This window comes from Streptomyces sp. NPDC059371 (genome assembly GCF_042751995.1).
In the GTDB taxonomy this organism is placed as follows: Bacteria; Actinomycetota; Actinomycetes; order Streptomycetales; family Streptomycetaceae; genus Streptomyces.
In genome coordinates, this window is sequence record NZ_JBHYXD010000155.1 from 1 (window position 1) to 13,021 (window position 13,021).

Here is a 13,021-nt window from a genome sequence, read left to right on the forward strand (position 1 = left end):
CCGCGCGCGCGGGCCGCTCCCGCTGGTGGGGGGGGGGGGGGGGGGGGGGGTGGAGGGGCGCCCGGCCGGCGGGGGGCGGCCGCCGGGCGCCGCGCCGCCGGCCCCCCCCGGGGCTGTGGGGTCCGTGCCGCCCCGCGTACCCCACCGGGGTGCGGCCGGATCATCCGCGTACCCCACCGGGGTAGCGGCCGCTCCTCTTCGCGCCGCCCGGGCGCATCCGGATCCGAATGCTGGAATGCTGGGGTCTGTCGTACGAGTGGGCACGAACCCGGTGGAGCCGGGGGCGGCCGGGGGCGGGCTCTGGGGGGCCGAGTAATCGTGGAGGACAGGGTGCGGGTCGTCATCGCCGAGGATTCAGTGCTGCTCAGGGAGGGCCTGACCCGGTTGCTGACCGACCGGGGGCATGATGTCGTGGCAGGGGTCGGGGACGGCGAAGCGCTGATCAAGACCATCACCGAGTTCGCGGCGCAGGACGCGCTGCCGGACGTGGTCGTCGCGGACGTACGGATGCCGCCGACGCACACCGACGAAGGTGTGCGGGCGGCCGTGCAACTGCGCAAGGCACATCCGGGACTCGGTGTGCTCGTGCTGTCGCAGTACGTGGAGGAGCGGTACGCCACCGAACTGCTGGCCGGTTCGAGCCGTGGCGTCGGCTACCTGCTCAAGGACCGGGTCGCCGAGGTGCGCGAGTTCGTGGACGCGGTGGTGCGGGTGGCCCAGGGAGGTACCGCGCTCGACCCGGAGGTCGTGGCGCAGTTGCTGGGCCGCAGCCGCAAGCAGGACGTGCTGGCCGGGCTGACGCCGAGGGAGCGCGAGGTGCTCGGGCTCATGGCCGAGGGCCGGACGAACTCCGCCGTCGCCCGTCAGCTGGTGGTCAGCGACGGCGCCGTCGAGAAGCACGTCAGCAACATCTTCCAGAAACTCGGCTTGTCACAAAGTGATGGGGATCATCGGCGTGTTCTGGCCGTCCTCACATACCTGAACTCATGACGACCTGACAGTCTGTCAGTTGTCGAGCAGAACCAAAGGGCGAGCGGGGAACGTCATTCGAGGAAGGGGCCAGGGGCGGGAAAAATCGTGACACATCAGTATGTCAGGACGTCTCACAACAGCGTCCATCATGCGAATGGCCTAAGGAAGGCGACCCTTACCGACGTAGGGTTGAAAAAGGAAGGGTCTGCGGGAAGGCCACTCCCGGACAGCCGCCTCAAAGGAGGTCCAGTTCAGTGACGAGCAAGGTCAGCAGCCCAACGGAACAGGCCGACGAAGCCGTCGTAGGAGAACAGCGCAAACCGCCGGGGGCGAAGGACGTCCGCCGGCTCGACCGGGTCATCATCCGGTTCGCGGGGGACTCCGGTGACGGTATGCAACTCGCCGGCGATCGCTTCACCTCGGAGACTGCCTCCTTCGGCAACGACCTCTCGACCCTGCCGAACTTCCCCGCCGAGATCCGCGCGCCCGCAGGCACACTGCCGGGCGTTTCGTCCTTCCAACTGCATTTCGCCGACCACGACATCCTCACGCCGGGCGACGCGCCCAACGTCCTCGTGGCCATGAACCCGGCGGCCCTGAAGGCGAACATCGCCGACGTGCCGCGCGGAGCCGAGATCATCGTCAACACGGACGAGTTCACCAAACGGGCGATGCAGAAGGTCGGCTACGCGACCAGCCCGCTGGAGGACGGCTCGCTGGACGGCTACAACGTCCACCCCGTCCCGCTCACGGCGATGACCGTCGAGGCGCTGAAGGACTTCGAGCTCTCCCGCAAGGAGGCCGAGCGCTCCAAGAACATGTTCGCGCTGGGCCTGTTGTCGTGGATGTACCACCGGCCGACCGAAGGCACCGAGAAGTTCCTGCGGACGAAGTTCGCCAAGAAGCCCGACATCGCGGCCGCCAACCTCGCCGCGTTCCGGGCCGGCTGGAACTTCGGTGAGACGACAGAGGACTTCGCGGTCTCCTACGAGGTCGCGCCGGCGTCGAAGGCCTTTCCGACCGGCACCTACCGGAACATCTCCGGGAACCTCGCCCTGTCGTACGGTCTGGTCGCCGCCTCCCGGCAGGCCGATCTGCCGCTGTATCTGGGCTCTTATCCCATCACCCCGGCCTCCGACATCCTGCATGAGCTGAGCAAGCACAAGAACTTCGGAGTGCGCACCTTCCAGGCCGAGGACGAGATCGCGGGCATCGGCGCGGCGCTGGGCGCGGCGTTCGGCGGCTCGCTCGCCGTGACGACGACGTCCGGTCCCGGTGTGGCGCTGAAGTCGGAGACGATCGGACTCGCCGTCTCCCTCGAACTGCCCCTGCTCGTCATCGACATCCAGCGCGGCGGTCCCTCGACGGGCCTGCCCACCAAGACCGAGCAGGCCGACCTGCTCCAGGCGATGTACGGGCGCAACGGCGAGGCCCCGGTGCCGATCGTCGCGCCGCGGACGCCGGCCGACTGTTTCGACGCGGCGTTGGAGGCGGCCCGGATCGCACTGACGTACCGGACGCCCGTCCTGCTGCTGTCGGACGGCTATCTGGCCAACGGCTCCGAGCCGTGGCGCATCCCGGAGACCGACGAACTCCCGGACCTGCGCGTGCAGTTCGCCCAGGGACCGAACCACACGCTGGAGGACGGCAGCGAGGTCTTCTGGCCGTACAAGCGCGACCCGGGGACCCTCGCCCGTCCCTGGGCCGTCCCCGGAACTCCCGGGCTCGAACACCGTATCGGCGGCATCGAGAAGCAGGACGGCAGCGGCAACATCTCGTACGACCCCGCCAACCACGACTTCATGGTCCGCACCCGGCAGGCCAAGATCGACGGCATCGACGTCCCGGACCTCGAGGTCGACGACCCCACCGCGGGCACCGACACGGCGGCCACCACCCTTGTCCTGGGCTGGGGTTCGACGTACGGGCCGATCACCGCGGCGGTCCGCCGGCTGCGTACCGCCGGGGAGCACATCGCGCAGGCGCATCTGCGCCACCTCAACCCCTTCCCGCGGAATCTGGGCGCGGTGCTCAGGCGTTACGACAAGGTGGTGATCCCCGAGATGAACCTCGGTCAGCTCGCCACCCTCGTACGGGCCAGGTATCTGGTGGACGCGCACTCGTACAACCAGGTCAACGGCATGCCCTTCAAGGCTGAGCAGCTCGCCACAGCTCTCAAGGAGGCCATCGATGGCTGACACGTCAACGGAAGGCCCGGGCACGATCGAGGCGCTTTCCCTGGTCCCCAAGGCCGACGCCAGGCAGTCCATGAAGGACTTCAAGTCCGATCAGGAAGTGCGCTGGTGCCCCGGCTGCGGTGACTACGCGATCCTCGCCGCCGTCCAGGGCTTCATGCCCGAACTCGGCCTGGCGAAGGAGAACATCGTCTTCGTCTCGGGCATCGGCTGCTCGTCCCGTTTCCCGTACTACATGAACACCTACGGGATGCACTCCATCCACGGCCGCGCGCCCGCCATCGCGACGGGCCTCGCCTCCTCGCGCCGCGACCTGTCCGTATGGGTCGTCACCGGCGACGGCGACGCCCTGTCCATCGGCGGCAACCACCTCATCCACGCCCTGCGCCGCAACGTGAACCTGAAGATCCTGCTCTTCAACAACCGGATCTACGGCCTTACCAAGGGCCAGTACTCCCCGACCTCCGAGGTCGGCAAGATCACCAAGTCGACGCCGATGGGCTCCCTGGACGCCCCCTTCAACCCGGTGTCGCTGGCGATCGGCGCCGAGGCCTCCTTCGTGGCCCGGACCGTGGACTCCGACCGCAAGCACCTCACCGACGTGCTGCGCCAGGCCGTCGCCCACCCCGGCACCGCCCTGGTGGAGATCTACCAGAACTGCAACATCTTCAACGACGGCGCCTTCGAGGTCCTCAAGGACAGACAGTCCGCGGAGGAGGCGGTGATCCGCCTGGAGCACGGCCAGCCCATCCGCTTCGGGGCCGACGGCTCCCGCGGCGTGGTCCGCGACCCGCGCACCGGCGACCTCCAGGTCGTCACCGTGACCCCGGAGAACGAGGCCGACGTCCTGGTCCACGACGCGCACACCGCGTCGCCGACCACCGCGTTCGCGCTGTCCCGGCTCGCCGACCCCGACACCCTGCACCACACCCCGATCGGGGTGTTCCGCTCGGCCGACCGGCCGGTCTACGACACACAGATGGCCGACCAGCTCGACGCCGCCATCGAGCAGAACGGCAAGGGCGACCTCGCCGCGCTCCTCGCCGGCGGCGACACCTGGACGGTCGTCGGCTGAATCCGTCCGCAGGCGGTTCTACGAGGCCCGGGGCCCGCGTCCCCGGGCCTCGTCGTACGCGCCGCGGGCCCGCTCGACATCGGCCATGCGCTCACTGGTCCACAGCGCCAGCGACCGCACCTGCTCGGCGGCCTCGCGACCCAGGTCGGTCAGGGAGTAGTCGACGCGCGGCGGGATGACCGGCTTGGCGTCACGGTGGACGAGCCCGTCGCGCTCCAGGGTCTGGAGGGTCTGGGTGAGCATCTTCTCGCTGACGCCCTTCCCGACCCTGCCGATCGCCCGGCGCAGCTCGCTGAAGCGGTACGAACGCTCCAGGAGCTCGATCAGGACGAGGACGCCCCAGCGGCTGGTGACGTGTTCCAGGACCAGACGGTGGGGGCACATCGCCTCGTCGGCGTCGTACCCGTCCGCTGCCTTCACGCTGCTTACGGCCATGCCAACACCTTACTTGAGGGTTGGTACCTTACCTAGAGGTGGGCACCTTACTTCAAGGTGGGTACTTTCCAACAGTTAGTGCAGCTCCTAGGGTGAGTGACATCCGCACCCCACAAGGAGATGTACGCCATGAGCATCGTCGTCACCGGAGCCACCGGACACCTCGGCCGTCACGTGGTCGAGCAGTTGCTGGAGAAGCTCCCCGCCGAGGAGATCACCGCCGTCGTGCGGGACGAGTCCAAGGCCGCCGACCTCGCGGCCCGCGGCGTGCGGCTCGCGGTCGCCGACTACAACACCCCCGAGACCTTCGACGGCCTGTTCGCGGCCGGTGACAAGGTGCTGCTGATCTCGGGCAACGAGTTCGACAAGGGCCGTGTCGGGCAGCACCGGGTCGTCATCGACGCGGCCGGGGCGGCCGGAGTCTCGCTGCTCGCCTACACCAGCGCCCCCGGCAGCCTGACGGCCGCGCTGGTCGACGACCACCGCGCCACCGAGGACGTCCTGCTCGCCTCCGGAGTCCCCTACACGCTGCTGCGCAACGGCTGGTACCACGAGAACTACACCGAGAACCTCGCCCCGGTGCTCGCGCACGACGCCGTCGTCCAGGCCGCCGGCGAGGGCCGCATCGCCTCCGCCTCGCGCGCCGACTACGCGGCCGCCGCGGTCGCGGTGCTGACCGGCGAGGGGCACGAGAACAAGACGTACGAGCTGAGCGGCGACGAGGCGTGGGGCTTCGCCGAGTACGCCGCCGAGCTGAGCCGGCAGACCGGCAAGGAGATCGTCTACAACTCCGTCTCCCCCGAGGCCTTCACCTCGATCCTGACCGGCGCCGGGCTGCCCGAGGTCTTCGCCGGGATCCTGGCGGGCGTCGACGTCTCCATCGAGAAGGGCGAGCTCGCCGCCACCTCCGGCGACCTGTCCCGGCTCACGGGCCGCCCCACCACGCCGATCGCCGAGGCGGTGGCGGCGGCGCTGAAGGGCTGAGTCGGGGGGCGACCGACGAAGCAACCGAAGGGGCGACCGAAGGGCTGAGTCCGGGCCGAGTCCGGACGGGGGCCGGGCGGACGCCGAGCGGGAGCCGGGCGGACGCCTGACGAGGACCGGGTGGGCGCCGACCGGGCGCCTGACGGGGACCACCGGCCGGACGCCGGGCGGCCTTCCCGGACATCGGCCCTCGCGGGCGCCGGCGCCCGTCCCGCGCACCTCGCCTGTCATGACCGTATGGCGATACGGGCATGACAGGCTGGGGTCTGCGGCGCTACCTTCTTTCATGCTGCACGGAAGTTCCCCGACCGCACGGGAGCTCCGGGCACGGGACGCGACAGACGTCCGAGACCGTGGGAGAAGGAGACGCCGGTGGCCGGGAAGTCGAGAGGCGAGCAGCGCACAGGTCTGCTGAACGGCTTCGCGGCATACGGGATGTGGGGGCTCGTCCCCCTCTTCTGGCCGCTGCTGAAGCCCGCCGGAGCCATCGAGATCCTCGCCCACCGGATGGTGTGGTCCCTCGGGGTGGTCGGGGTGCTGCTGCTGGTGATGCGGCGCTGGGCCTGGGCGGGCGAGCTGCTGCGGCAGCCGCGCAAACTCGCGCTGATCACGGTCGCGGCGGCGGTCATCACCGTCAACTGGGGCGTCTACATCTGGGCGGTCAACTCCGGGCACGTGGTCGAGGCCTCGCTCGGCTACTTCATCAACCCCCTGGTCACCATCGCGATGGGCGTGCTGCTCCTCAAGGAACGGCTGCGGCCGGTGCAGTGGACCGCCGTGGGTGTCGGCGCCGCGGCCGTCCTCGTCCTGACGATCGGCTACGGCCGCCCGCCGTGGATCTCCCTCTGCCTCGCCTTCTCCTTCGCCACGTACGGCCTGGTGAAGAAGAAGGTCAACCTCGGCGGCCTGGAGTCGCTCGCCGCCGAGACCGCGATCCAGTTCCTGCCGGCGCTCGCGTATCTGCTGTGGCTGGGCTCGCGGGGCGACGCGACGTTCGCCGCTCAGGGGCCGGGGCACGGCGCGCTGCTCGCGGCGACCGGTGTGGTCACCGCGATCCCCCTGATCTGTTTCGGCGCCGCCGCGATCCGCGTGCCGCTGTCCACCCTGGGCCTGCTCCAGTACATGGCGCCCGTGTTCCAGTTCCTGCTCGGCATCTTCTACTTCCACGAGGCCATGCCGGCCGAGCGGTGGGCCGGGTTCGCGCTGGTGTGGCTCGCACTGTCGCTCCTGACGTTCGACGCGCTGCGGAACGCGCGGCAGGGGGCGCGGGCCCTGCGGGAATCGGCCCTCGCGACGGAGGTCGCGGGACCTTCCGCCGAGGTCGCCGCTGTCGCCGCCGTCGCCGCGGGTACCGCGACCGAGGCCGCGGGGATGGCCGCCGGTACCGTCGGCTCCGCCGGTCGGACGGGTTCACGCGGCACCTCGTGACGCACGGGCGGCCGCGCCGGGGGTGAGCCGGAGTGGCTTGTCCGCGTACGAGGTGAGGTCGGGCCCGGCTCGTACGACATGAGGGCGGTCCGGCGACCGACCTCGCCCGTCCGGCGAGTGACGTCGCCCGTCCGGCGAGTGACCTTGCCCGTGTGGCCGGGCAGCCACTATGAGTGGGTTCATGACGCCGAATCCCGCGCCCGCGCCCGCACCCGTCCACTGGAAGCTCGTCATCGACGCCGCCGAACCGCACGCACAGGCCGACTTCTGGTCCGCCGCGCTCGGTTACACGGTCGAGGACAACAGCGCCCTGATCGAGCAGTTGCTGAGCCTCGGTGCCCTGCCGGCCGACGCCACCGTCGACTTCCACGGCCGCCCGGCCTTCCGGGACCTGATCGCCGTACGGCATCCCGAGGACCCGTACGACAAGGAACGCGGCACCGGCCTCGGGCGGCGCCTGCTCTTCCAGCGGGTGCCCGAGCCCAAGACGCAGAAGAACCGGCTCCACCTCGACCTGCACCCCGGCGAGGGGCGCCGCGCCGACGAGGTCGAGCGTCTGAAGTCGCTGGGCGCCGAGGTGCTGCGCGAGGTGAAGGAACCCGCGGGCGAGTGGGTCGTGATGACGGACCCCGAGGGGAACGAGTTCTGCGTCCACTGAGTCCGGTGGCCTGGTCGGCTGGACAGCCGGACAGCCGGGCGCCCGGCACCAGGGTGCCGGGCAGCCGCGCGCCGGGCAGCCGGGACAACCCGCCCCGGGCCCGCCTCTCCTCACTCGCCGTGTGCTCGGGGCGTCCGGGCGTACGGGTTGTCCGCCGCGAGGCGGGCGCGTTCCGCGAGGCGGACCATGCGGGTGCGGGCCGATTCGAGTTGCTCGAGGTCGTCGGCGGCGGGACCGTCGTCGGCCGCGAGCTCGGTCCACAGTCCGATCAGGTCCCGCCCGAGGTGCAGTCCCTGGAGGGGATCGCGGACGGCACGCCACGCGGCCGCCGCGCTCTGGACGTTGCCGTAGGCGCCCCCCGCGTCCCGGTGGCGCCGGCGGACCCTCGCGAGGTCCAGCGACAGATGGAACGACCTGAGCGCGTCACCTGCCAGGTAGGCGATGTACGCGGTCAGCTCGCGCAGCTTCAGCACCTCGGGGTGTTCCTGGCCCAGCGACTGCGCCGCCTCCGCGACGGCACGCTCGGCCATCCCCGCGGCGGACTCGATACGGCCCATCTTCACGGCCTCGTTGATCCGCGCGACGGGCTCGGCGAGGAATGCCGCCGCGGCGTCCCGTTCCGGGGCCGGCCCCTGAGGACTCGGGGCGAGCACCGCCTCGGCCACGGCGTCGAAGCCGCGGGCGGGAGTGGGCTTGGGATCCGGTTCCGGGTCCGGGCCCAGCAGCGACAGGGCCTCCGCCGCGGAGGCGGGCTTCCGTTCCGGGGCGGTCGCCTTGGGCTCGGGGGCGTGCTCCGGCTCCGGGGCCGGGCCGAACTCCCCCGTCGGGACGGAGCCGGTCACGGGGGCCGGTCCGAACTCCCCCGTCGGGGCGGGCACCTCGGCGGCCGCCGACTCCGGCACCGCCCGCAGGACACGCGTCGACGCGGCCCCGGGCAACGGCCTCGGTTCCGGTACCGCCCGCAGGACGAAGGTGGACGGCGTGGGAGTACCGGGCACTGCGGACTCGGCCGCGGGCGCAGGAGCGGGGCCCGCGGCGGGAGCGACGGCACCACCGCTCGCCGGACCGGCCCCCGCACCGGCGCCCCTGCCTGAATCCACAGGGACGGGAGCGGGCGCGGACGCCGAGGGTGCCTGCGGCAGGGACTGGGACTGCGGCTGCGGCTGCGGCTGCGGCACGAACTCGGCGGTCACCGCTGGCTCCGACCTGCGCACCGGCGCGGGCCGCGACTCCGGAGCGAACTCCGGGCCGGCCTGCGGCACGGGCGCGGGCGGTGCCGTGGGCGGGGACACCGGTGCGGGCGCGGGCGGCGCCTCGGGCGTCGTCGCCGGGGTAGGCGGTGTCCCGCTCTCCGATCCCGGGATCGGTCGCGCGTCCGGTTCCGGCACCGCACGCAGAAGGTACGTCGCCTTGTCCCGGCGCGGAGCGGCCGGCGCCTCGGCGGACACCGGGGCGGACGGAAGCGGCGGAGCCGCCGCCTCCGGACGCCGCTGAGCCGGAGGCTGCGGCACTCCCTGGACCGGCGCTTGCGGCATCCCCTGGGCCGGCGGCTGTGGGCGGTGCTCCTGGGCCGGGGTCTGTGGGCGGTGCTCCTGGGCCGGGGTCTGTGGGCGGTGCTCCTGGGCCGGGGTCTGGAAACGCTGTTCCGGAGCCTGGGGCCGGGAACGCTGTCCCGAAGCCGGCGCCTGCGGGTGCTGCCCCTGGGCCGGGAGGTTCGGACGCCTCTCGGGGCGGGGGTGGGCGGGGGGTGCCACGCGGACCGGCTCTGCCGTGTAGCGGCTGGAGCCGTCGACGTGGACCTGGAGCGGTACGACGAAGCCGATGCGTTCGTCGTGGATGCTGGCCGCCACCGGGTGGCCGGTGGCGAGGGCGAGGCGGTGGAGGTAGTTCAGGATCGCGCCCTGGACCGTCTCACCGGGCGCGGCCACGACCGGCATCCCGCCGACCGTGGCGCATGCCTGCACCCCCGCCGCCCCCGGCATACCCGCAGCACCCGGCGCCACGGCAGCGTCCGCGGACGCCGGCACGTGCACCTCGATCGGCGTCATCCCCGCGGTCGGCTGCCCCCCGGCACCGGCCGTCGAGCGCTGCCGCTTGAGTTCCCGCTTCTGTTCGCGGCTGAGTCGAGACATCGGTTCCCTCACGAAGGGGTGATCGAGGACGGGTTCGAGAACATCATCAAGGCCGAGGGCGACATCGACGTCGAGGGCGAGGCCGCGGCCGCGGCCTCGGAGGCTGACGGCAAGGGAGGCGGATCGGCCGCTTCCACGGTCGTCACCTCGGCGACGCGCCAGGGACGGCCGCCACTCGCCCGGGTGAGCTTGAGGTAGACGTTCGCGCGCGGGCCCGTACCCGTCCAGCCGTCGCGGCCCTGAGCCGTGCCCTCCACGTAGAGAGCGCGGTAGGCCAGGACGGCCGTGTCGGCGGGACCGTCGGCGTCGTCGTCCGGGGTCACCTTCACCGTGGTCCAAGCCCGGTGGCCGGCCCAGGTGTTCCACTCGGCACCCGCCCCGCTGGCGGGGTGGTACGACCGCTCGGCCGCGGCCTTGGCCGGGGTGAACCAGCGGGCGGAACGCAGTATGGCGTCGTGGGGACCGTAGTCGTACTTCGTGTCATAGCCGTACGCCACCTCCGCCCACGCCTCCGATACTTCCGTCGCGTCCGTCCCGTCGACGCCCGACGGGCTCGGCACGTGTGCGTCCGTGCCCAGCGGCCTGCCCGGCGGGAGCGACGCCTTCGGCGCCACGGACGGCAGCGCGGAGGGCGACGAACCCGGCGAGCCCACGTCTTCACGATGGTCCCGCAGGCCACAGCCCGTCAACGCCAGGATCCCGGCCACGGACACGACCGTCAGCGCGGCGACGTTCCCGCGCGTCCCGGTGCGGACCGCTGTACCCGTCCGTGTCGTCCTCATCCTCGCCTCCCTCCTCACTTCAGTCCCAGCCAGGGTGCCGGATCCACGTACGTGCCGTTCCGCTGGACCTCGAAATGCGCGTGCGGTCCTGTCGAGTAGCCGGTGGAGCCGACCTCGCCGACCTTCTGGCCGACCTGCACGTGCTGGCCGACGTGCACGCTGAGGCTCCGCATGTGGTTGTAGGTCGTCGAGATGCGGTCGCCGTCGATGGTCCCGTGCGAGATGACCACGCGGTTGCCGTACCCGTTGGACCAGCCCGCGAAGGTGACCGTGCCGTCCCGGGCCGCCTTGAACGGCGTACCGGCCGCGGCGCCGAAGTCGATGCCGGTGTGCAGCTTGTAGACGTGCAGGATCGGATGCATGCGCATGCCGAACGGCGAGGTCACCCGCGGGTTGCCGGAGAGCGGCATCGCCATCTGCTGCCCGGCGGGGATCGTGCCCGGCGGATCGTCCACCGATTCGTACTTGGGTATCAGGGACTTGATGCGGGCGACGTAGTTTCGGGTCTCGGTGTACGGGGGCATGCCGTGGTACTGGTGCACCGCGCCGGGTCCCGCGTTGTACGCCGCGAGCGCGAGGTCGAGGGTCTCGCCGCTCGCCTCGCCGCGGTTCTTGTAGCCCTCGACCGTCTTGGCGAGGGCACAGTCGTAACGGCCCTGCGCCATGATCGCGTCACCGGGATCGAACGGCGAGGCCCGGCCGTTGCCGTCGTCGTCCTTGCCCCAGTTCGGCCAGGTCCCCGGCATGAACTGCGACAGCCCCTCGGCACCCACCGGAGAACGGGCGTTGGGGTTCCAGCCCGACTCGGCCTCGATCTGCGCGGCGATGACCGCCGGCTTGATGACATCGCACATGGCGCCCGCCTTGAGCACCCACGGAACGTAACTCGCGGGCACGGCGCCGTCCTTCAGTCCCCCGCCCGCGCCCGACCCCGGATCCTCCTCGCTCGACGCCCCGCTCACCGCGACCATCATGACCACCGGCATGATCACGACGGCCAGGCAGCCGCCGACCACCCAGGTCGTGGTGGATCCGCCCCCGTTGGACATCGGCCCCCCTCAGCCTCATGTTCCGGTCGTGTACATGCAGTCGAGTCTCTCGGTTCCCACCCGATTCCCGCGTCACCACGGCGTCACAGGCTCGTCCCAGGAACTCACGCCCCGTTACCCAACCCGCCCGGACGCCGGGAGGATCGGTCGCACCGACGAAGAGGACGAAGAGAGAGAGCACCCATGCAGGGGATCGAGGGGGTGGCGATGCGGGCGAACGAGGGTCCTGCCGTGCGCGGGAACGAGGGAGCGCCGCCGCGCGGGAACGAGGGCACGGTGCCGCACCGGAACGAGCAACGCGGCCCGGACGGGCCCGAGATATGGATACGCGGGGCGGTCGCGGAACCGGAGCCGTCGCCACAGCGGTACGAGGAGGAACATCAACCCGTCGTACGGGTACGGCAGTTCTCCTGGATCGCTACACACGGCGGAGCCGGGTCCTCCACGCTCGCCACCGTCTTCGGCGGCCACGACGCGGGCCGCGACTGGCCCCGCCCCGACCGGGGCGAGCCGGCCTCGGTCCTGCTCGTCGGGCGTACGCACGCGGCCGGTCTGGACGCCGTGTCGCACACCCTCGACATCTTCCGCCGGGGCGACGCGCCGCCGGGACTCGACCTCGACGCCATCGTCCTGGTCGCGGACGCGCCCGGCCGGCTGCCGCGCCAGCTCACCCAGCGCGTCAAGGTGGTCAACTCGGTCATCGACGTCTACCGGGTGCCGTGGATGCCCGCCTGGCGCACCGGTGACCTCACCGGGCCGCTGCCGCGCGAGGCCGCCACCCTGGCCCGCCTGACGGGAAGGACCGCGCCATGACCGCCCTGCACACACTCGCCGCCACCCCGCTGGCCGTGGACGGGAGGGTCACCGGCCAGCTCGACTACGTCCTCGGCATCATCGCCTGGCTCGTCACCGCCGCCGGTGTGGCGGGACTGATGATGGTGGGCTCCCGGATGGCGCTGGCCGTCAAGTCCGGTGAGTTCGAGGAGCACTTGAGCCAGTTCCTGATGGTGCTGGGCGCCTGCGTCATCGGCGCCACGGCGGGACCCATCGTCGGCTTCGTACTCTGAGCCACGCGCCACCCGTCATCCGACGGACGCCAGCCGTAGCCCGTCGCCCGTGGTCCGTCGGACGCCACCCGTCGTCCGTCGCCCGTCGACGTCACCCGTCGTCCGTCGCCCGTCGACGTCACCCGTGGTCCGTCGCCCGTCGACGTCACCCGTGGTCCGTCGTCCGTGGTCCGTCGTCCGTGGTCCGTCGTCCGTGGTCCGTCGTCCGTGGTCCGTCGTCCGTGGTCCGTCGTCCGTGGTCCGT

The 13,021-nt window shown here is 71.7% G+C and carries 12 protein-coding genes; 8 read left to right on the top strand and 4 right to left on the bottom strand.

Features of this window, described 5'->3' with window-relative positions:
* The first annotated feature begins 330 nt into the window (after positions 1-330).
* The 3 genes from ACFXGX_RS41450 (at position 331) to ACFXGX_RS41460 (ending at position 4,242) form a co-directional block, all read left to right on the top strand.
* Positions 331-990, top strand: a complete 660-nt coding sequence (locus ACFXGX_RS41450; RefSeq protein WP_369480904.1) for a LuxR C-terminal-related transcriptional regulator — start codon at positions 331-333, stop codon at positions 988-990.
* Positions 991-1,226: 236 nt separating this feature from the next.
* Positions 1,227-3,170, top strand: a complete 1,944-nt coding sequence (locus tag ACFXGX_RS41455; RefSeq protein WP_384803084.1) for a 2-oxoacid:acceptor oxidoreductase subunit alpha — start codon at positions 1,227-1,229, stop codon at positions 3,168-3,170.
* A complete protein-coding gene (locus ACFXGX_RS41460; protein ID WP_384803086.1) occupies positions 3,163-4,242 on the top strand; it encodes a 2-oxoacid:ferredoxin oxidoreductase subunit beta in 1,080 nt (359 codons plus the stop codon). The genes ACFXGX_RS41455 and ACFXGX_RS41460 overlap by 8 nt, the downstream gene beginning before the upstream one ends.
* Positions 4,243-4,260: 18 nt before the next feature.
* Here the strand turns inward: ACFXGX_RS41460 and ACFXGX_RS41465 are convergent, their stop codons facing one another.
* Positions 4,261-4,677 (bottom strand): winged helix-turn-helix transcriptional regulator, encoded by a 417-nt coding sequence (locus tag ACFXGX_RS41465; protein ID WP_384803089.1) that lies wholly within the window; start codon positions 4,675-4,677, stop codon positions 4,261-4,263.
* 129 nt (positions 4,678-4,806) lie between these two features.
* Between ACFXGX_RS41465 and ACFXGX_RS41470 the strand changes: the two genes are divergently transcribed.
* From ACFXGX_RS41470 to ACFXGX_RS41480, 3 genes are all read left to right on the top strand, one after another.
* Complete coding sequence (locus ACFXGX_RS41470; RefSeq protein ID WP_384803092.1) at positions 4,807-5,661, top strand: SDR family oxidoreductase; 855 nt, start codon at positions 4,807-4,809, stop codon at positions 5,659-5,661.
* 372 nt (positions 5,662-6,033) lie between these two features.
* Positions 6,034-7,089 carry an EamA family transporter RarD gene (rarD, locus tag ACFXGX_RS41475; protein ID WP_384803095.1) on the top strand — a complete coding sequence of 352 codons (1,056 nt, stop codon included), beginning with the start codon at positions 6,034-6,036 and terminating at the stop codon, positions 7,087-7,089.
* Between the two features lie 181 nt (positions 7,090-7,270).
* The gene (locus tag ACFXGX_RS41480; protein WP_384803098.1) at positions 7,271-7,747 is read left to right on the top strand and encodes a VOC family protein; all 477 of its coding nucleotides are present in this window, start codon (positions 7,271-7,273) and stop codon (positions 7,745-7,747) included.
* 110 nt (positions 7,748-7,857) lie between these two features.
* Here the strand turns inward: ACFXGX_RS41480 and ACFXGX_RS41485 are convergent, their stop codons facing one another.
* The 3 genes from ACFXGX_RS41485 to ACFXGX_RS41495 are packed head-to-tail and all read right to left on the bottom strand — an operon-like array spanning position 7,858 to position 11,710.
* Positions 7,858-9,879, bottom strand: a complete 2,022-nt coding sequence (locus ACFXGX_RS41485) for a hypothetical protein (RefSeq protein WP_384803101.1) — start codon at positions 9,877-9,879, stop codon at positions 7,858-7,860.
* Positions 9,880-9,887: 8 nt separating this feature from the next.
* Complete coding sequence (locus tag ACFXGX_RS41490; RefSeq protein WP_384803104.1) at positions 9,888-10,661, bottom strand: hypothetical protein; 774 nt, start codon at positions 10,659-10,661, stop codon at positions 9,888-9,890.
* A 14-nt stretch (positions 10,662-10,675) separates the two neighbouring features.
* A complete protein-coding gene (locus tag ACFXGX_RS41495; RefSeq protein WP_384803107.1) occupies positions 10,676-11,710 on the bottom strand; it encodes a peptidoglycan DD-metalloendopeptidase family protein in 1,035 nt (344 codons plus the stop codon).
* Positions 11,711-11,893: 183 nt separating this feature from the next.
* Here ACFXGX_RS41495 and ACFXGX_RS41500 point away from each other — a divergent pair, with 183 nt between their 5' ends.
* Together ACFXGX_RS41500 and ACFXGX_RS41505 are read left to right on the top strand one after the other, a co-directional pair.
* Positions 11,894-12,523 carry a DUF6668 family protein gene (locus tag ACFXGX_RS41500; protein ID WP_384803110.1) on the top strand — a complete coding sequence of 210 codons (630 nt, stop codon included), beginning with the start codon at positions 11,894-11,896 and terminating at the stop codon, positions 12,521-12,523.
* Positions 12,520-12,777 (top strand): hypothetical protein, encoded by a 258-nt coding sequence (locus tag ACFXGX_RS41505; protein ID WP_384803113.1) that lies wholly within the window; start codon positions 12,520-12,522, stop codon positions 12,775-12,777. The genes ACFXGX_RS41500 and ACFXGX_RS41505 overlap by 4 nt, the downstream gene beginning before the upstream one ends.
* Positions 12,778-13,021 lie beyond the last annotated feature (244 nt).